Origin of the sequence: Hydrogenophaga sp. (assembly GCF_026125825.1) — a bacterium.
GTDB lineage: Bacteria > Pseudomonadota > Gammaproteobacteria > Burkholderiales > Burkholderiaceae_C > Hydrogenophaga.
In genome coordinates, this window is sequence record NZ_JAHCKK010000002.1 from 60,567 (window position 1) to 78,661 (window position 18,095).

Sequence of the window (18,095 nt, forward strand, 5' to 3'; positions counted from 1 at the left end):
AAGGCCGGCTCATTGCAAGGTGACCGGCGCGGGTGCCAGGTGGCGCTGCACGAACGCGGACAAGGCACTCAGGTCCGGAATCTGGATGTCGCGCCGGCCCTGCTCGGTGAATCCGATGACGTGGTCCCGGGCCAGGCGCGAGAGCGCGCGGCTGACCGATTCCAGCGTCATGCCCAGGTGGTTGCCGATCTCGGCCCGGGTCATGCGCAGGGTGATCTGATCGGTGCGGATGCCGCGCTGGGCCAGCGAGCTGGCCCAGTTGAGCAGGAAATCGGCCACGCGCGCCACCGCTGGCAGCGTGCAGACCGACATCAGCGAACCGTGGTCGCGCGCAATGGCCTGGCTCATGGCCGCGTGCAGCGCGTGCAACACCGCCGGGCATCCCTTGCTCGCGTCCATCAAGGCCAGGTAGGGCACGGCCCAGACCTCCCCGGTGTCCATGGCGATGGCGTCCGAGCTGTGGTACCCATCGGCAATGCCATCGAAGCCCAGCCAGTCGCCGCGAAAGTTCAGGCTGACCAGTTGCTCGCGCCCATCGGCGGCCAGGCTCACGATCTTGCACAGGCCCGAATTCAGGATGTACAGGTTGCCAAAGCGCTCTCCGGCGCGGTAGATGGCGTCCCCCGCGTGCACCACGCGGCGCTTGGGATCGAACTGCTCGCCCAGCAGGTCGAGCGTGTCCGATATCTGGCGGCTCGGCGCTGGCGTGGCCGGGCGGTCGGGCGTGAAGGGTCGAGCGAGGGTGTGCATGGCGGCTCCTGGTCGTGTTGTCAGAGGGATCGGGTCGATGCTAGGCATCGCCTGGCAACACGCTGACAACGAACCGGCTCGTTGCGTAACGCTGGGTGAACCATCGGTGTCCGCCGTGCAACGGCGGGCCCACCCCGTCCCCGTCAATGCGCCATCAGCACCGGCAAGGTCATGGTCTGCAGGATGGTGCGGGTCGCGCCGCCCAGCACCCACTCGCGCGCCCGGCTGTGACCGTAGCTGCCCATGACCAGCAGATCCGCGCCCAGGTCCGCCGCCCGCGACAGCAGGGCGTTGCCCATGTCGCCCTCCTCCACCCCGCCGGTGTGCAGGGCAGCCGACACCCCTTGCGCGGCCAGATAGCGCTCCAGCGCCCGCAGGGAATCGTCGATGCCGTCGCCGTAGGCCACCACGTGCACCTGGGCCGCACGCCGGAGCCAGGGCAACGCGGCGGAGACGGCGCGCGCGGCCTCGCGGGTCTCCTTCCACGCCACCAGCACCGTGCGGCCCACGCTGCGGGTCTCGCCCGCGTACGGCAGGATGAGCGCCGGGCGCCCGCTTTCGACGAGCACGCTGGGCAGGAAGTCGGCGGGCACCTCGGCGCTGGAAGGATCGTCCTCCTCGCGCTGGCCCAGGATCATCAGGTCGGCATAGAGCGCCCGGCGGGCAAAGCCCCACGGCCCGTCCGCCAGGGGCTCGGCCCACTGCAGCCGGGGCGAACCGGCCGCGGCCTGGAGGAAGGTGGCATGGGCGCTGTCCAGCCCCTCCTTGTCCAGCGACATCAGCAGCTCCACCGCCGCCGCGGCGCCGTCGACCGCGTAGGGATAGCGCGCCAGGGAGGTCAGCATGCAAGGCTGGGCAATGACCTCGGCATCGAAATCTTCCGCCAGCTGCCGGGCCAGGGCGGTGCGGGCCGCCGACCGCGCGGAACTGTCGATGTGCAGCAGGATGGAACGGGGCGTTTGCATGAAGGGCTCCTGAGAAAAGGACGCAAGCAGGTTACGGCCCCGGCCCGCCCGGCGGTTTGCGCAACATCAAGGCGCAGGAACGCCCCGGTGCGCCAGGCTTGCGTTGCATCAACCCGCGGGGCCCACCTGTGCCATAAGGTGATCGACGTGCCACCCACCCTCCTTCGACCCCACCCTGCGGCGCCGATTCGCCGCCACTGGAGCCCCCCATGAGCTTCCTCCATGCCGTGATCTGGATGGATCACCACACCGCCCATGTCATCGAATTCGATCGCGAAAACATGCGCGAGCGCCACCTTCGGGCGCACGCTCACCCCACCCGCCAGCACCGCAGCACCGTGCGGACCGAACACGAGTTCTTCGCCGAGGTCTGCGATGCCGTGGCCGGCCTGGATTCCATCCTCCTGACCGGCGCCCACAAGATCCAGGCCGATCTGCGCCACTTCATCGAGAAGCACCGGCCGGCCCTGGCGCCGCGCATCAGCGGCTGGGAGATCGTGGACCACCCGACCTCGGCGCAGCTGGTGGCGCTGGCTCGCCACCGGCAGCACCAGGCCGCCATGGGCCTGGCCACCGGCCCCTGAACTCATTGCCGCCGGCCATGATGCGCGCCATGGTCCTGGAGCAGGCGGGCTCGCCCCTGCGCCTGCAGCAGCGGCCGGTTCCATCGCCGGGGCCGACGGAAGTGCGCCTGCGCGTCCTGGCCTGCGCGGTGTGCCGAACCGATCTGCACATCGTCGATGCCGAATTGGCGGTGCCCCGCCTGCCCCTGGTCCCCGGCCATGAGATCGTCGGCATCGTCGAGGCGCTGGGCCGCGACGTGCACACGCTGCGCCAGGGCGACCGCGTGGGCGTCCCCTGGCTGGGCCATGTCTGCGGGCATTGCGATTTCTGTCTCACGCAACGCGAGAACCTGTGTGACCACCCGGTGTTCACCGGCCATGGCAGAGACGGTGGCTTCGCCACGCACGTGGTCGCCGAAGCCGCGTTCTGCCTTGCGCTGCCACAAGCCCTGCAGGGCGATGCGGCGCAGCTGGCGCCGCTCCTGTGCGCGGGCTCGATCGGCTGGCGCGCGCTTCGCCTGGCCGGCGAGGAGGCGCGCACGATCGGGCTGTATGGCTTCGGCGCTGCGGCACACCTGGTGGGCCAGGTGGCGCGGCACCAGGGCCGCCAGGTCTACGGCTTCACCCGCCCCGGCGATGCCCAGGCCCAGGCCTTCGCCCTGGCGCTCGGTGCGGTCTGGGCAGGCGGCTCGGACGAACCTGCGCCCGTTGCACTGGATGCGGCGATCATCTTTGCGCCCGTGGGCGCCCTGGTGCCGCTGGCCCTGCGCGCGGTGCGCAAGGGCGGGCGCGTCGTGTGCGGCGGCATCCACATGAGCGACATCCCGGCCTTCCCCTACGCCTGGCTATGGGAAGAACGGCAGCTGCTGTCGGTGGCCCACCTCACGCGCGCCGACGCCGCCGGCTTCCTGGCATTTGCCGCGGCGCATCCCCTGCAGGTCGCGGTCTCCCACTACCCCCTGGAGCGCGCCAACGAGGCGCTGGACGACCTGCGGGCCGGCCGCCTCCAGGGTGCAGCGGTGCTGGAGCCGTGAGGCACGGCCGGCGGCGCGGCGGGGTTCGGCTGCTGTTGCATCCGCATTCCTGCCCCGCTCAACCGGTTCCTGGATCACTTCGGCCTGCTGGGCGCCGACCACGAACGCGCGCCGGCCGCATCGGGATCGGCACGCCACCGATGAAGCCACCGGCTTAATCTGGCGCAAATTTTGGGCGCGCACCATGGCGGCTCCTCAGAGGAGTTTTTATGCCAATGGCTTCGCCCAGCATGTCCGCAGACCCTGAATCGCCACCCACGGTGGCCACGCCGCCCCGCTTGAGCATCTGCCGGGAGAACGATCCCGACCGGGCCGAGGTGGAGTCCTTCATCCACGACGTGTACGCCCGCCGCTACGGCGCGCAGGTCCGCCACTTCGCACCGGTGCTTGCCTACCTGCGCGATGCCACGGGCATCGTCGCGGCCGCCGGCTACCGCCAGGCGCACAAGTCACCCCTGTTCCTTGAGCGCTACCTCGACGCGCCGGTGGAGACCCTGCTCGCCTCGGGTCATGGGGCCGTCCCGGCTCGGCACACCATCGTCGAGGTCGGCCATCTGGCGGCCTCGCGCGCGGGCGAGGGGCGCCGCCTCATCCTGATGCTGGGCGTGCACCTCGCCCAGCACGACTTCCAGTGGGTCGTGAGCACCTTGACCCACGAGCTGCGCCTGCTCTTTCTTCGCATCGGGGTGACCCCGCTGACCCTGGGCGTTGCCGACCCTGCCGCCCTGGGCGACGAGGCCGTGCATTGGGGAAGCTACTACGAGCACAGCCCCCTGGTGCTGGCAGGGCACCTGCCCCAGGCGATGCGGCGTCTGTCGACCCGCCATGGGGGGACCCTGCAATGACCACCGTGCTGCAGAGCCCCGCCGTGCTGGACGATGGCACCCGCACCTGGAGCGCCGCCGAGCTGGAGCTGTCCATCGCCGACTTCACCAGCGTGCTGCGCGCGCAGGGCGTGAAGGTGCTGGCCACCCTGCTGGACAACTCGGTGGCCTGGGTGGTGGCCGACCGCGCCGCCGAGCGCGCCGGCATCGTCCACGTCCCCCTGCCGGTGTTTTTCACCCGCGAGCAGATCACCCATGCGCTGCAGGCGACGGGCGCCGATGCCATGCTCATGCCCGCCATGGCGCCGTGGCCGCAGGGCTCGGCAACACCGAGCACCGTGACCGGCCAGGCGCTGGCCCTGTGGCGCCTGCCAGCCCGGGCCGTGCCCATGCCCGAGGGCACGGCCAAGATCACCTTCACCTCGGGCACGACCGGCATGCCCAAGGGCGTTTGCCTGCGTGCATCGACCATCGAAGGCGTGTCGCGCGGCGTGGTCGAGGCCCTGGCGCCGCTGCGCATCCAGCGCCACCTGTGCGTGCTGCCGTTCGCGGTGCTGCTGGAAAACATCGCGGGGCTGAGCGCGCCGTTGATGAACGGCACCACCTGCATCGTGGTGCCGCTGTCGCAAGTCGGGCTGACCGGCTCGTCCAGCTTCGATGCCGCCGAGTTCCACGCAGCCGTGTTGCGCTTTCGCCCCGACAGCCTGATCCTGCTGCCGCAGATGCTGCGCATGTGGGTGGGCTACCTCGCCGCCACGCGGCAGCGCGCACCGCAAGGACTGCGCTTCGTCGCCGTGGGTGGCGCGTCCGTGGGCGCGGGCCTGGTGGCGGCCAGCCGTGCCCTGGGCATTCCGGCCCACGAAGGCTACGGTCTGTCCGAAGGCGCCTCCGTGCAGACGCTCAACCTGCCCGGGGCGGACCTTGCCGGCAGCGCCGGGCGGGCCCTGCCCCATGCGCGGTTGCGCATCAGCAGCGAAGGGGAAGTGGAAGTCGCCGGCAGCCTCTTCGCAGGCTACCTGGGCGACCCGCGCCCGGTGCCTGAATGGTGGCCCAGCGGCGACCTCGGCTCGATCGACGAGAACGGCTTCCTGCACGTGCACGGCCGGCGCAAGAACGTGCTGATCACCTCCTTCGGGCGCAACGTTTCGCCCGAATGGGTCGAAGGCGCCCTGCAAGAGGCCGGCATCGCCGTGGCCGTGGTGTTCGGCGACGACCAGCCCACGCTCAGTGCCGTGCTCTGGCCCCTGAACGCCCAGTTGCCCGATGCGGCGCTGCAGGCGGCGGTGGACGCGGCCAACGCCCGGCTGCCCGACTACGCCCGCGTGCACCGGTGGGTGCGCGCCCGGCGCGCCTTCGACGCCGCATCCGGCATGGCCACGGCCAACGGCCGGCCTCAGCGCGCCGCCATCTTCCAGGCGCACGCCGACGCCCTGACCGACGAGATTCCCTCTTTCACCCCCTCCACGGAGCATTCATGAGCTTTTACGCACAACTGCTGGCGCAGACCGAACACGACCGCATGTCGCTGCTGTCCGCCCCCATCATCCAGGGCTGCCTGCGCGGCGAGGTGTCGCTGCCCAGCTACGTCGCCTTCCTTCGCGAGGCTTACCACCACGTCAGCCACACCGTGCCGTTGATGCAGGCGTTTCGCGCGCGCATTCCGGCGGGACGCGAATGGCTCGCCCCGGCGCTGGACGAGTACATCGAGGAAGAGCGCGGCCACGATGAGTGGATCCTGGACGACGTCCGCGCCTGCGGCGACACCAGCGACGTGCGCCACAGCCGCCCCGGCATCGCCACCGAGGTGATGGTGGCCTATGCCTACGACACCATCGCGCGGCGCAATCCGCTGGGCTTTTTCGGCATGGTTCATGTGCTGGAGGGCACCAGCGTGTCGCTGGCGCTGCTGGCGGCCGACCAGATCCAGAAGCCGCTGGCCCTGCCCGATGCCGCCTTCAGCTACCTGCGCTCGCATGGCACGCTGGACCAGGAACATGTGCAGCACTTCCAGTTGCTGATGGACCAGATCACCGATCCCACGGACCAGGCCGACATCGTTCACGCGGCGCGCGTCTTCTTCCGCCTGTACGGCGATGTGTTCCGTGGGCTGCCGCTGCCGAAGGTGCACAAGGCGGCCGAGGGGGTCGCGGCATGAAGGCCTCGCAAGCCCGCGTCCTGCTCACTGGCGCCAACGGTGGCATCGGGCAGGCCGTCGCGCTCGCCCTTGCGCAGGCGGGCGCGCCGCTGCTGCTGACGGGCCGCTCGCCCGCGCGGCTGTCCGCCCAGGCGCGCGCACTCCAGCAGCGCCTGCCGACGGCGAAAGTGGACTGGCACGAAGTGGACCTGCAGCGCATGGACTCCATCGCCTTGCTGGCCAGGCAGGCGACCGAGTGGGGGTGCAATGTGGTCATCCACTGCGCCGGCGTCGCGGAGTTCGGCCGGTTCGAGGCCTCGGCGCCCGATCGGATGTCGCGGATCCTCCACACCAACCTGCTCGCACCGATGGCGCTCACGCAGGCCCTCCTGCCCCATCTTCGAAGCCTTCCCCGCGCACAGGTCATCTGCGTGGGCTCCGTCCTGGGCGCGATGGGCTTGCCCGGCTTTAGCGTCTACTGCGCCAGCAAATTCGGCTTGCGAGGTTTCGCGCAGGCGCTGCGCCGAGAACTGGCCGACACCTCGGTGCGCGTGCAGTACCTGGGGCCGCGAAGCACGCGCACGGGTTTCAACACCGCCGAGGTCGCCGACTACAACCAGGCGACCGGTACGGCGATGGACCCACCCGAGGTGGTGGCGCAGGCGCTGCTGCGCATGCTCGAGGCCGGCACGGCCGAGCGCTTTCTCGGTTTTCCGGAAAAGCTGGGCGTGCGCCTCAACGGCCTCATGCCATCCCTGCTGGACGGTGCCTTCGAGAAGCACCGTGCCAGCCTGCCCATCCGCTTGAAAACCCCCATCCAGTCCACCCGTGAGGAAATGAAAAATGCGAATTGACCGACACACCTTCCTGCGCGCAGCCTGCGCCGCCCTGCTGGCCGCTGCCGGCGCCGCTCCCCTGATGGCGCAGGCCGCCCCGGTCGATGACGCCGTCGCCGACCTGCAGCGCGACTGGGAAGTCATCCGTTACCAGACGGCCTCGGGCGAGCGCGAGAAGCGCTTCGAGGCGCTGGCCGCCAAGGCGCACAAGGTCAGCGAGTCCTTCCCCGGCCGCAGCGAGCCGCTGGTGTGGGAAGGCATCATCGTGAGCTCCCACGCGGGCGAAAAAGGCGGGCTCGGCGCGTTGGGCCTGGTCAAGCAGGCCAAGGCGCTCTACGAAGCGGCGATCCAGATCGACGGCAACGCGCTGGAGGGCTCGGCCTACAACAGCCTGGGGGTGCTCTACTACAAGGTGCCCGGCTGGCCCATGGCCTTTGGCGACAAGGCCAAGGCGGGCGAACTGCTGCAGAAGGCGCTGTCCATCAACCCCAAGGGCATCGACCCCAACTTCTTCTACGGGGAATACCTCGTCGAGACCAAGCAGCCGGAGAAAGCGGCCGTCTACCTGGAGCGGGCCCTGCAGGCGCCGCCGCGCGCGGGGCGCCAGGTGGCGGACACGGGCCGGCGCGAGGAAGCGCGCCAGCTGCTCGACAAGATCAAGGAGAAGTGACGCGCGCAAAGCGCACGGTGGCGCGCACCGCGTCGCCGTGCGCCCCGGCGTCGTACACGATCTCCAGGCCATGCAGCGCCGCGATGCGCTGCGCGATCGACACGCCCAGCCCGCTGCCGCCTTCCTCCTGCCCCGGCGGCCGGTGGAAGCGCTGGCCCAGGCCGGCCAGTTGCTCCGCCGAGAGCGGGCCACCGGCGTTTTCCACCTCCATCTGCGTGCTGCCCATGCGCAGCAGCACGGTGCTGCCCGGCGGAGCGTAGCACGCCGCGTTGTCGAGCAGGTTGCGCAACAGCACCGTCATCAGGTGGGTGTTGCCGATCAGCGGCAAGGGCGGCCTGTTCGACGCCGGCCATTCACAGGCCAGTTCGATGCGGCGGCGGTCGGCCAGCTCCAGGCAGTCGCTCATGACCTGTTCGACGATCGGGGGCCAGTCGATCTCCGTGCTGAGGAGTTCGGCCGTGGCCGTTTCGGCGCGCGACAGCGCCAGCATCTGCGTCACCAGCCGGTCCATGCGCGTGAGGCCGGCGTCCATCTGCTGCTCGGCCAGCCTGCGCTCCTGGTCGCTGGTGGAGCGCTTGACCACGTCCCACTGTGCGCGCAGCACCGCCAGCGGCGTGCGCAGTTCGTGCGCTGCGTCGGCGGTGAAGCGCCGCTCGCGCGTCAAGAGGCTGTCGATGCGCGCGAACAGGCTGTTCATCGCGCCCAGCAGGGGTTTGAGTTCGGCCGGCGCGCGCGCATCGGGCAGCGGGGCGAGGTCGCCACCGTCGCGGGTGTGCAGGTCGCCCGTGAGCGCATGAATCGGAGCCAGCGCACGGCGCACCGCCCAGGCCATGGCCAGGAGCAGCAGCGGCAGCACCAGCAGCCAGGGCAGGACCTGGCTGGCGACCAGCGCGAACACCACCTCGTCGCGCTCGTAGGCCCCCTGGCCCACGGCCACCAGCCATTGGCCGGAGGTGGACTGAAGGTAGTAGATGCGCCAGGGCTGGCCGTCCACCACGTCATCCACGAAGCCGACGGCATGGGCGCGAAACGGCAGGCTGCCGCCTTCGCGGTCTGCCAGCACGATCTGTCCCTCGCGATCCCACACGGCCACGGCCAGATCGCGCACGTCGCCTTCACCGCTGTCGGCCTGGCCGGCCTGCGGCAGCGGGGGCAGGTTCGCCCCGCCCTGCAGCGGCAGCGAAGGCAACATGGTGGCCTGGATCTGCCGGGCCAGCCGGATCAATTCGGTGTCGTACAGCTCATTGACCTCGTGGCGCGAGCGGTTCACCGACATCCACACGGCGGCCGCCCAGACCAGGGGCGCGCAGACCAGCAAGTACACCATCAGGCGGCGTTGCAGGCTCATGGCGCCGCCTCCGGTGTGCCCAGCGCATAGCCCACGCCGCGCACGGTGCGGACAATGCCGGGGTCGATCTTGCGGCGCAAGTGATGGATGTGCACCTCGAGCGAATTGCCCTCGGGTTCGGCCTCGCTCCAGTCGTAGAGTTTCTCGCGCAGCAGCGATTTGGACAGCACACGCTGCGGGTCCAGCATCAGGGCTTCGAGCAGCGCCAGCTCGCGCGCGGTGAGCTCCACGCCCTGCCCCCGCCAGCGCACCAGCTTGCTGGCCGGGTCGTATTCGAGGTCCCCGTGCCGCCAGGTCGGCTGCGAGCGGCCCGATGCGCGGCGCAGCAAGGCGCGCAGGCGCGCGGCCAGTTCGTCGATCGTGATGGGCTTGAGCAGGTAATCGTCTGCGCCGGAGTCCAGGCCGGCGATGCGCTGGTCGATGCCGTCGCGCGCGGTGAGCACCAGCACGGGCAGCGCAAGGCCGCGATCGCGCCAGCGCCGCAGCCAGACCAGGCCGTCGCCGCCGGGCAGGCCCAGGTCCAGCACCAGGGCGTCATAAGGGGCGGCCAGCAGCGCGCCGTCGGCGTCCTTGCCATTGGTGAACCAATCGGCGGCATGACCGAGCTGGCGCAAGCCCGCCGCCAGGGCCTGCCCCAGCAGGACGTCGTCTTCCACGAAAAGCACACGCATGAACGGTTCACCCCCTGTCCGCACCGGTCGTCGGACCGGCTCCCATTATGCGGAGCAGGTGCGCAGCAGTCCGCAGAGCCACCGGGAGGCCTGCTGCCACAGCACGGCCAGCGACGGCGGCTCACCCGAGAAGGCCAGATAGACCGCGCAGTCGACACCCAGGACCAGCAGCACGGCGATCCCGATGGCCAACCCCGCGCCAGCGAGCGACAAGCCGCGGCGCAGCGGTGCCGCCGCCTGGCTGGTTGGGTGCGCCTTCGCGCGGGGGGACAGATCGTTCATCGGCACCGATGGTCGCAGGCGCAGATTGGCGCCGCCTTAAGCCGTGCGCGGCGCTGCGGCCGTTCATCCACCCAGGCGCCGCAGCCGGGCGCGCACGCGGGCGAGTTCCTGTTCCAGATCGATCACCAGCGACGCCAGCTCCGGCACGGCATCGAAGTCGCGCTCCAGGCTGGCCATGCGCCGGGCCCGGCGCAGGTCATGGACATCGAAGTGCGACACCTCCCGGGCCGGGCTGTCGGCGGGCTTGAGCAAACCATCCGCCAGGCGCTGGCGCACCCAGGGTTCGGTCACGCCGGCCAGGCGGCAGAGTTCCGCGAGGTCGAACCAGACGTCGTCCAGCGCCGCGTGCAAGGGGTCCAGGGGGTCTCTCATCGCGCACCTTCGCTCACCGCCGCATCCTCAGCCGCGGCGTGCTGCTTTCTCGCGTCGAACTCCGGCAGGGCGCGGGCCATCTGCTCGTAGAGCGCCCTGGCCCGGGGGTCATGGGCGCTGGGCAGGATCACCTCCACGCGCAGGTCCAGGTCGCCGGGTTGTCGGGCCGGCAGGCCGCGACCGCGCACCGTGATCACCTGGCCGCTCTGCGTGCCCGCCGGCACGCGCACCTTCAGGCTGCGGCCACCGGGCAGACTCACCGGCACCACCGCACCCAGGGCCGCTTCCCAGGGCGCCAGCGGCAGCGCCATGAGCAGATCGGCCCCCTCCAGCTGGAAGCGGGGATGCGGGCGGAAGTGCACCTCCAGCAGCAGATCGCCCGCCGCGCCGCCGCCCCACCCCGGCGAGCCTTGTCCCGCCAGCCGGATCAGCTGCCCGGCCTTCACGCCCGGCGGGATCGTGACCTCCAGGGTGCGCTCCACCAGGTGCGCGCGACCCTCGGCATCGAGGCGGGGAGACTTGAGGGAGATCTGGCGCCGCGCGCCCTGCCAGGCGTCTTCGATGTCGAGCAGGATCGCGGCATGGTGGTCTTCGCCACGCGCACGGTGCGCGCCGTCGCCTGCCCGCCCCCGAGGCGGCGGCCGCGTCTGGCGCCCCATCCGCCCGAACAGTTCCTCGAAGAAGGCGCTGTGATCGCCCTCGTCCAGCGGCGAGCCGGCGCCGCTGAACTCGAACCCTTCGTCCCACCCCGGTGGCGGCGTGAAGCGCTCGCCCGCCTGCCGGCCCTGGCCAATCGCGTCGTAGGCGGCTCGCTTCTCCACGTCGCAGAGCACCGCGTTGGCCTCGTTGATCTCGCTCATGCGCTCGGCCGCGTCCGCTGCCTTGCTCACGTCCGGATGGTATTTGCGCGCCAGCCGGCGGTAGGCCTTCTTGATGTCGCTGGCGCTGGCGTCGCGCGGCACGCCCAGCACCTTGTAGTAGTCCTTGAACTCCATCTTCGCCCTTCACGCCACCACGAAGTCTGGCAGCAGCCGGTCGTCCTCCCGCCTGACCATGCTGCGAAGCCGGTTGCACCGATCGGCATCCGGCCTGGCGCGCACCCCAAGGGGGTCGCCTGCATCGGTCTCGACACTCATGCCTGCCCTCCTGAAACCGCGCCTCGCGCATCCGGCTCGGCGCGGTGGGCACAGGGCGCCAGCTTGACGCCGGCCTCCCCCGGTCCGATTGATCTGCGTCAAGTTCCGGGCAATGCCATGAGGCCGCCAGCGTGCCCGGCGTTCATGGCCAGCCGTAGGGCGATCGGGTGCGGCGCGGACTCAGGACGATGCGCGCGTGGCGCCGGCCTCGAAGAAGATGCCCGCCGTGCGCCGGTAGTGTTCGGCCATGAGGCGCTGCGCCGCTTCCAGCTGTGAGCCCATGACCGCGTCGAACATGGCGCGGTGCTCATCGAGTTCGTTGCGGCGCTTGTAGGCCTTGCGCGCCGCGAGCTGCCGGTAGCGGTAGGCCTGGTCGTACAGCTGCTCGCAGAAACCCAGCAGCAACGGCGATCCACACCCCTCGAGCAGGGCCAGGTGGAACGCCCGGTGAAGCCGCTCCCATTCCGGGTTCTCCTCGTAGTCGGCCTCCCCGACCGAGCGCGGCGTTCGCGACAGGCGGTGGAAGGCCAGCACGATCTTCTCTTCCCAGGCCGGCGTCCGTTTCGCAAACGCCTGCGCCAGCGCCAGCGACTCGACTGCGATGCGCGTGGACACCAGGTCGTCCAGCTGCGCCTGCGTGGCCTGCGCCACGCTGAAGCCGCGCTGGTCGCTGTGCACCACCCATTCCTCGCTCGCCAGCCGGTTGAGCGCTTCTCGCAACGGACTCGCACCCACCTGGTAGTGCTCGCGCAACTCGTGCATCAGCAGCTTGCGGCCCGGTTGCCACCGGCCGGACAGCACATCCGCCCGCAGCCGGTCGTACGTGGTGCGGGCCAGCGTGGGCGTCGACATCTCGCTCAAAGTTTCAGTCTGCATAGGGTTTTCACTTAATTATCGACAACAGCAACGGTCGCATAATTTTGTCGACAAAACACCGATTCAAAGGATTTATCGACATCATGCCAAAGTTTGCGCGCATTGCAACGCAGCCCGGCGGGCCGGCCCATTGGGCCGTCCAACAGGGCGACGACCTCATCGACCTGGGCCTCGCGCCCTCGGGTGAGGACCCCGCGGCCTGGCTGGCGCTGCTGGCGGGTGGGGCCAGCGCGGCGGCGCTGGCAGGAGGCGCCCGCCTGGATGCCTCGAGCGTCCAGTGGCTCACGCCCGTGCCCCGGCCGGGCAAGGTGATCTGCCTGGGCCTGAACTACGCCGCCCATGCGGCCGAGGGCGGCAATGCGGCGCCCGAGTACCCGGCCTTCTTCATGCGCGGCGCCACCTCGCTGATCGCGCACGAGGCACCCCTGGTGCGGCCCCGCGTGTCCGACAAGCTGGATTTCGAAGCCGAACTGGCCGTGGTGGTCGGACAGCGCGCGCGGCACCTCACCGAGGCCAACGCGCTGCAGGCCGTGGCCGGCTATGCGTGCTTCAACGATGGCACGCTGCGCGACTACCAGCGCCGCACGCCGCAATGGACGATCGGCAAGAACTTCGACGGCACCGGCGCGTTCGGCCCCTGGCTGGTGCCGGCGGCCGACCTGCCACCGGGAGCCAGCGGGCTGAAGATCGAATCGCGCCTGAACGGCCGTGTGATGCAGAGCGACAACACCAGCCACATGGTGGTGTCGGTGGCGCACGCACTGGTGCTGCTCTCGGAGGTGCTCACCCTCGAGCCTGGCGACGTGATCGCCATGGGCACGCCAGCGGGCGTCGGCTATGCGCGCAAGCCCCCCGTGTGGATGCAGCCCGGCGACCGCATCGAGATCGAGATCGACGGCGTCGGCCTGCTGTCCAACCCCATTGCCCAGGAGACGAACTGATGGAACCCCGCGTGACCCGATTGCCCGACGACTTCCGCTGGCCCGGTGGCCACCAGCTCGCCGTGATTTTCAACATCGCCTACGAGGCTTGGTCGGACGGGCAGGCGCCTGGCATCGGCCCCATGGGCAATGTGCTCAAGCCAGGCTTCTTCGACACCAACGCGCATTCGTGGGCCTCCTTCGGCCTCACTCGCGGCATCCACCGCCTGCTGGCCATCGCTGAAAAACACGGTGTGAAAACCAGCATCATGGTCAACGGCGTGATCTGCGAGCGCGACCCGGCCACGGTGCGCAAGCTCGCCGAACTGGGCCACGAGGTCATCAACCACTCGTGGGGCATGGACGTGATCCCGGTGTACTTCGACGAGGCTGGCGAGCGCGCCAACCTGCAGCGCAACCACGATCTGCTGACCAGGACGGCCGGCATCGCGCCCACCGGCTGGATCAGCCCGCGCGGCACCGGCAGCCCCATCAGCTCCCGCCTGCTGGCCGAGGCCGGCTACCTGCACCACGGCGACGTGAACGACGACGACCGCCCCTATGTGATGGATTTCGGCGGGCAGCGCATCGTCGGCATCCCGCTGACGATGGACGTGAACGACCTGCCCACCTGCATCCGGTACGGCCAGGGTCCGCGCCACATGCTCGACACCTTCGAAGACACCTTCGCCGCGATGCGCGCCGAGTCCGTGCCGCTGATGCTGGACGTCACGGCGCACACGCACGTCATGGGCCGGCCCTCGGGCGCCTGGGTCTATGACGAAATCATGGCCAGGGTCAAGGCCGCAGGCGACGTCTGGATCTGCACCCGCGAGGAAATGGCCCGCCATGTGTTGAAGACGGTCTGAGCGCGCGCCCCTTTCCATCACAACAACAGGAGACAAACCATGCAACCTCGACCCCTTGCCAGGACCCTGCTGGCGGTCACCCTGCTGGGCCTGCCGGCCCTCGGTCTGGCCCAGCAGCCCGCCGCCAAGGCCCCCTGGCCCACCAAGCCGGTTCGCCTCGTCGTCGCGTTCGCGCCCGCAGGGCCGGCCGACATCATCGCCCGCCTGCTGGGCCAGAAGCTGGGCGAGGCGTTCGGCCAGAGCGTGGTGGTGGACAACCGCCCGGGCGCCGGCGGCAGCGTGGCCTCGGCGGTGGTGGCGCGCGCGGAGCCCGATGGCTACACCCTGCTCATCAACACCAGCTCTTACGCGGTGAACCCGTCGATGCAGCGCAACCTGGGTTTCGACGCCGAGAAGGACCTGACGCTGGCCTCCCTGGTCGCCTCCAGCCCCAACCTGATCGCGATCGCGCCCTCGCTCAAGCCGCGCAACCTCAAGGAGGTGATGGAAGACGCCAAAGGCGGCAGCTACAACTACGGCACCGCCGGCGCGGGCACCACACCTCACCTGACGGCCGAGTACCTGTTCAAGGTGCTGGGCAAGGTGCCCGTCACCCACGTGCCGTTCCAGGGCGCGGGGCCGGCGCTCAACGCCATCATGGGCGCGCAGACGCAGTTGGCCAGTGTGGCGCTGCCGGCGGCCGTCGAGCTGGTCAAGTCCGGCCGCGTGCGGGGTCTGGTGGTGACCGGATCCAAGCGATCGGCCGCGCTGCCGGACGTGCCCACCGTGGCCGAATCGGGTTTCCCCGGCTTCGAGGATGTGACCTGGGTGGGCGTGTTCGCGCCTGCGAAGACGCCCGACGCGATCCTGCAGCGCCTCAACCGCGAAGTGGCGCGCCTGCAGCAGGACCCCGACTTCCTGGCCCGGCTGGCCGCCACCGGCTTTGAACCGCTGGGCGGCAGCGTCGCCGAGTCGCGCGAGTACCTGCACAAGGAGTTGGCGAAGTGGGCCCGCGTGGTCAAAGAAACCGGCGCCCAACCCAACTGAGCACCCTTGGCGCTCGCGCGGTGCCCACCGCGCGAGCGGCACGCCCCATCCAGCTCCCAGGAGACCCCTCATGAACAACCGCAGACATTGCCTCAGGACCTTCGCCGCACTGGGCGCCGTCCACGCCTTGCCCGTCTGGGCGCAGGGCGATTTTCCCCAACGTCCCATCCGGATGCTGGTGCCCTTCTCCGCCGGCGGCAGCCCTGATCTGATGGCGCGCCTGATCGCCGTCCAGCTCGGCAGGCAGCTGGGCCAGGGCGTGGTGATCGACAACCGCGTCGGCGCCAACGGCATCATCGCGGGCGAAGCCATCGCGAAAGCCGCACCCGACGGCTACAACCTGCTGGTGACCACGGGCTCGCACGCCATCAACCCCAGCATCTACCGCAAGTTGCCTTACGACACCGTCCAGGATTTCACGCCGGTGAGCCTGTTCAGCGTGGCGCCGGCGCTCACCCTGGTCGTCAACCCCGCCTTTCCCGCCCGGACATTTGCGGAATTCCTCGCGCTGGCGCGCAAACCCGATGGCAAGGTGTCGTTCGGTTCGCCCGGCACCGGCAACACCTTGCACCTGGCCGGCGAGTTGCTCAACGCCACGGCAGGCACGCACATGCTGCACGTGCCTTACAAGGGCGCGGCTCCGGCGCTCAATGCGGTGTTGTCGGGCGAGGTGTCGGCCTGCTTCCTGAGCACCACGGCGGCCACGCTGGCGGTGCGCTCTGGGCAGGTGCGGCCGCTGGCGGTGACCAGCGCCCAGCGCATTGCGGCCTTTCCCGACGTGCCCACCATGGCCGAGAGCGGCGTGCCGGGCATGGACTACAACGGCGGATGGGTGGGCCTGTTCGCGCCGGGGAAAACGCCCCGGCCGATCATCGAGCGCCTTTCTCAGGAGATCAACAAGGCCATGCAGACGCCCGAGGTGCGGGACAAGATGATCTCCTGGGACAGTGCGCCCGTCACCGGCACCCCCGATGAATTCGCCCGCTTCTTCCAGGCAGAGATGGAAAAGTTCGCGCGCATCGTGAAACTGGCCAACGTGCCGATGCAATGACCCTCAGCAGAACAACCGACATGAACATCCCTCACACAAGCACGACTTTCGACACTGGCCTGGTGTTTGAGCGCGACGTGGCGCTGACGATGTCCGACGGCGTGGTGCTGCGCGCCAACGTCTTTCGCCCGCAGGCGCCGGGACGCTACCCGGTGGTCATGGCCATGGGCGCCTACGGCAAGGACGTGCACTTCGAGGACGCGTTCACTCCGCAGTGGCACGTGCTCAAGTCCCTTTATCCGGACCTGGACCGCCAGGGCTCCACGGGCCGTTTTCTGCGTTGGGAAGTCGTGGACCCGGAGCGCTGGGTGCCCGACGGCTTTGTGGTCATCCAGGTGGACTCGCGGGGCACGGGTCGATCCGAGGGCTACCTGGACCCTTTCGGTCCGGTGGAGACGCGCGATTTCTACGAATGGATCGAATGGGCCGGCGTGCAAGATTGGTCCAATGGCAAGGTGGGCCTCATCGGCGTGTCCTACCTGGCCATCAAGCAGTGGCAGGTGGCTGCGTTGCGCCCGCCGCACCTGGCCGCCATCGTGCCGTGGGAAGGCTCCAGCGACTTCTACCGCGATGGCGGTCACCACGGCGGCATCTTCAGCAACAGCTTCACCTTTGCCTGGTGGCCGCGCCAGGTGCTGGCCAACCAGTTCGGCAGCGGCCAGAGCACGCACCGCGACCGGCTCACCGGCGAGCGCACCACCGGACCAGCGCTTTCGGAAGACATCCTCAAAGGCAACCGCGCCGATCACCCGGCCGACCGGCTCGCGCATCCTCTGGACGACGCCTGGAACCGCGCTCGCGCGCCCCGCCTCGAAGCCATCGACGTGCCCGTGCTCTCGGCCGCCAACTGGGGTGGGCCCGGCATGCACCTGCGGGGCAACATGGAGGGCTTCCTGCACGCGGGCTCGGCGCAGAAATGGCTGTTCGCCCACATCGGCACCCATTACGAGAGCTTCTACCTGCCGCACTACGTGGCCTTGCAGAAGCGGTTCTTCAATCATTTCCTGCGCGGCGAGGACAACGGCTGGCAACGCGAGCCGCGCGTGCAGTTGGCCATCCGCCGACCCGACGGCACCGCCACGATCCGCCAGGAGCACGAGTGGCCGCTGGCCCGCACCGCGTGGACGCGCTTCTACCTGGACGCACCCACCGGCCAGCTGGGCGCCGAGCCACCGGCCGCCGATGGCGCGGCAAGCTACCGCGCGATGAAAGACAGCGTCAGCTTTTCGACCGCGCCTTTTGAACACGAGACGGAGTTCACCGGCCCGGCCAGCCTGCGGCTGTGGGTGTCCTCCTCGACCAGCGACATGGATGTGTTTGCCGTGCTGCGCGTGTTCGACCCCGAGGGCAAGGAGGCGACCTTCATCGGTGCACACGAGCAGGTGCCCATGGCGCAGGGCTGGCTGCGCGCGTCGCGGCGCAAGACCGATCCGGCACGCAGCCAGCCCCATCGGCCATGGCACACGCACGACGAGGTGGAGAAGCTCACACCAGGCCAGGCGGTCGCCCTCGATGTCGAGATCTGGCCCACCAGCATGGTCTTCCCCAAGGGGTGGCGGCTGGTGCTGACCTTGCAAGGGCATGACTTCATCGTCGCGCCGCCAGGGCGCATGCGCCACGACCACCCCGAGGACCGCCCGGCCGAGGTGTTCGGGGGTGACAACACGGTGTACACGGGTGGTCAGAAGGCGAGCTACCTGCTCATGCCCCTGGTGCCCTCGCGCACCGTTTGAGGGGGCCCGAGTCTGGGCGCGCAAGCCAACCGACG

At 69.8% G+C, this 18,095-nt stretch carries 21 protein-coding genes; 12 read left to right on the forward strand and 9 right to left on the reverse strand.

Features of this window, described 5'->3' with window-relative positions; all coding sequences use genetic code 11:
- Positions 1-9 precede the first annotated feature (9 nt).
- Together KIT86_RS01505 and KIT86_RS01510 are read right to left on the reverse strand one after the other, a co-directional pair.
- The gene (locus KIT86_RS01505) at positions 10-750 is read right to left on the reverse strand and encodes a Crp/Fnr family transcriptional regulator (RefSeq protein WP_297394306.1); all 741 of its coding nucleotides are present in this window, start codon (positions 748-750) and stop codon (positions 10-12) included.
- 143 nt (positions 751-893) lie between these two features.
- Positions 894-1,715 carry a universal stress protein gene (locus KIT86_RS01510; RefSeq protein ID WP_297394308.1) on the reverse strand — a complete coding sequence of 274 codons (822 nt, stop codon included), beginning with the start codon at positions 1,713-1,715 and terminating at the stop codon, positions 894-896.
- A gap of 209 nt (positions 1,716-1,924) precedes the next feature.
- On the opposite strand from KIT86_RS01510, the gene KIT86_RS01515 reads away from it, so the two are divergent.
- The 7 genes from KIT86_RS01515 (at position 1,925) to KIT86_RS01545 (ending at position 7,776) form a co-directional block, all read left to right on the forward strand.
- Positions 1,925-2,299, forward strand: a complete 375-nt coding sequence (locus tag KIT86_RS01515; RefSeq protein ID WP_297394310.1) for a hypothetical protein — start codon at positions 1,925-1,927, stop codon at positions 2,297-2,299.
- A 20-nt stretch (positions 2,300-2,319) separates the two neighbouring features.
- On the forward strand, positions 2,320-3,312 hold the full coding sequence (locus tag KIT86_RS01520) for a zinc-dependent alcohol dehydrogenase family protein (RefSeq protein WP_297394689.1): 993 nt from the start codon (positions 2,320-2,322) through the stop codon (positions 3,310-3,312).
- 230 nt (positions 3,313-3,542) lie between these two features.
- Positions 3,543-4,157, forward strand: a complete 615-nt coding sequence (locus KIT86_RS01525; RefSeq protein WP_297394311.1) for a thermostable hemolysin — start codon at positions 3,543-3,545, stop codon at positions 4,155-4,157.
- Positions 4,154-5,614, forward strand: a complete 1,461-nt coding sequence (locus tag KIT86_RS01530; protein ID WP_297394313.1) for an AMP-binding protein — start codon at positions 4,154-4,156, stop codon at positions 5,612-5,614. The genes KIT86_RS01525 and KIT86_RS01530 overlap by 4 nt, the downstream gene beginning before the upstream one ends.
- Positions 5,611-6,291: an iron-containing redox enzyme family protein gene (locus tag KIT86_RS01535; RefSeq protein WP_297394315.1), complete on the forward strand. Its 681-nt coding sequence runs from the start codon at positions 5,611-5,613 to the stop codon at positions 6,289-6,291. The genes KIT86_RS01530 and KIT86_RS01535 overlap by 4 nt, the downstream gene beginning before the upstream one ends.
- The gene (locus tag KIT86_RS01540; protein WP_297394317.1) at positions 6,288-7,124 is read left to right on the forward strand and encodes an SDR family oxidoreductase; all 837 of its coding nucleotides are present in this window, start codon (positions 6,288-6,290) and stop codon (positions 7,122-7,124) included. Before KIT86_RS01535 ends, KIT86_RS01540 begins: the two co-directional genes overlap by 4 nt.
- Positions 7,114-7,776, forward strand: coding sequence for a hypothetical protein (locus KIT86_RS01545; protein WP_297394319.1), 663 nt, complete (start codon positions 7,114-7,116; stop codon positions 7,774-7,776). The genes KIT86_RS01540 and KIT86_RS01545 overlap by 11 nt, the downstream gene beginning before the upstream one ends.
- Here the strand turns inward: KIT86_RS01545 and KIT86_RS01550 are convergent.
- From KIT86_RS01550 to KIT86_RS01580, 7 genes are all read right to left on the reverse strand, one after another.
- Positions 7,763-9,124 carry a sensor histidine kinase N-terminal domain-containing protein gene (locus KIT86_RS01550; RefSeq protein WP_297394321.1) on the reverse strand — a complete coding sequence of 454 codons (1,362 nt, stop codon included), beginning with the start codon at positions 9,122-9,124 and terminating at the stop codon, positions 7,763-7,765. The genes KIT86_RS01545 and KIT86_RS01550 overlap by 14 nt on opposite strands.
- A complete protein-coding gene (locus KIT86_RS01555) occupies positions 9,121-9,795 on the reverse strand; it encodes a response regulator (RefSeq protein WP_297394323.1) in 675 nt (224 codons plus the stop codon). Before KIT86_RS01555 ends, KIT86_RS01550 begins: the two co-directional genes overlap by 4 nt.
- A 45-nt stretch (positions 9,796-9,840) precedes the next feature.
- The gene (locus KIT86_RS01560) at positions 9,841-10,077 is read right to left on the reverse strand and encodes a hypothetical protein (protein ID WP_297394325.1); all 237 of its coding nucleotides are present in this window, start codon (positions 10,075-10,077) and stop codon (positions 9,841-9,843) included.
- A 63-nt stretch (positions 10,078-10,140) separates the two neighbouring features.
- Positions 10,141-10,449, reverse strand: coding sequence for a MerR family transcriptional regulator (locus KIT86_RS01565; protein WP_297394327.1), 309 nt, complete (start codon positions 10,447-10,449; stop codon positions 10,141-10,143).
- On the reverse strand, positions 10,446-11,444 hold the full coding sequence (locus tag KIT86_RS01570; RefSeq protein ID WP_297394329.1) for a DnaJ C-terminal domain-containing protein: 999 nt from the start codon (positions 11,442-11,444) through the stop codon (positions 10,446-10,448). The genes KIT86_RS01565 and KIT86_RS01570 overlap by 4 nt, the downstream gene beginning before the upstream one ends.
- A gap of 9 nt (positions 11,445-11,453) precedes the next feature.
- Positions 11,454-11,585: a hypothetical protein gene (locus KIT86_RS01575; protein ID WP_297394330.1), complete on the reverse strand. Its 132-nt coding sequence runs from the start codon at positions 11,583-11,585 to the stop codon at positions 11,454-11,456.
- A 180-nt stretch (positions 11,586-11,765) separates the two neighbouring features.
- Entirely contained in the window at positions 11,766-12,461 is a 696-nt protein-coding gene (locus tag KIT86_RS01580; protein ID WP_297394332.1) for a GntR family transcriptional regulator, read from the reverse strand.
- Between the two features lie 83 nt (positions 12,462-12,544).
- On the opposite strand from KIT86_RS01580, the gene KIT86_RS01585 reads away from it, so the two are divergent.
- The 5 genes from KIT86_RS01585 (at position 12,545) to KIT86_RS01605 (ending at position 18,060) form a co-directional block, all read left to right on the forward strand.
- Entirely contained in the window at positions 12,545-13,402 is an 858-nt protein-coding gene (locus KIT86_RS01585; protein WP_297394333.1) for a fumarylacetoacetate hydrolase family protein, read from the forward strand.
- A gap of 11 nt (positions 13,403-13,413) precedes the next feature.
- The gene (locus KIT86_RS01590) at positions 13,414-14,250 is read left to right on the forward strand and encodes a polysaccharide deacetylase family protein (RefSeq protein WP_297394335.1); all 837 of its coding nucleotides are present in this window, start codon (positions 13,414-13,416) and stop codon (positions 14,248-14,250) included.
- A 39-nt stretch (positions 14,251-14,289) separates the two neighbouring features.
- Complete coding sequence (locus tag KIT86_RS01595) at positions 14,290-15,276, forward strand: tripartite tricarboxylate transporter substrate binding protein (RefSeq protein ID WP_297394337.1); 987 nt, start codon at positions 14,290-14,292, stop codon at positions 15,274-15,276.
- 70 nt (positions 15,277-15,346) lie between these two features.
- A complete protein-coding gene (locus tag KIT86_RS01600; RefSeq protein ID WP_297394339.1) occupies positions 15,347-16,327 on the forward strand; it encodes a tripartite tricarboxylate transporter substrate binding protein in 981 nt (326 codons plus the stop codon).
- Between the two features lie 20 nt (positions 16,328-16,347).
- Positions 16,348-18,060, forward strand: a complete 1,713-nt coding sequence (locus KIT86_RS01605; RefSeq protein WP_297394341.1) for a CocE/NonD family hydrolase — start codon at positions 16,348-16,350, stop codon at positions 18,058-18,060.
- Positions 18,061-18,095: the final 35 nt, after the last annotated feature.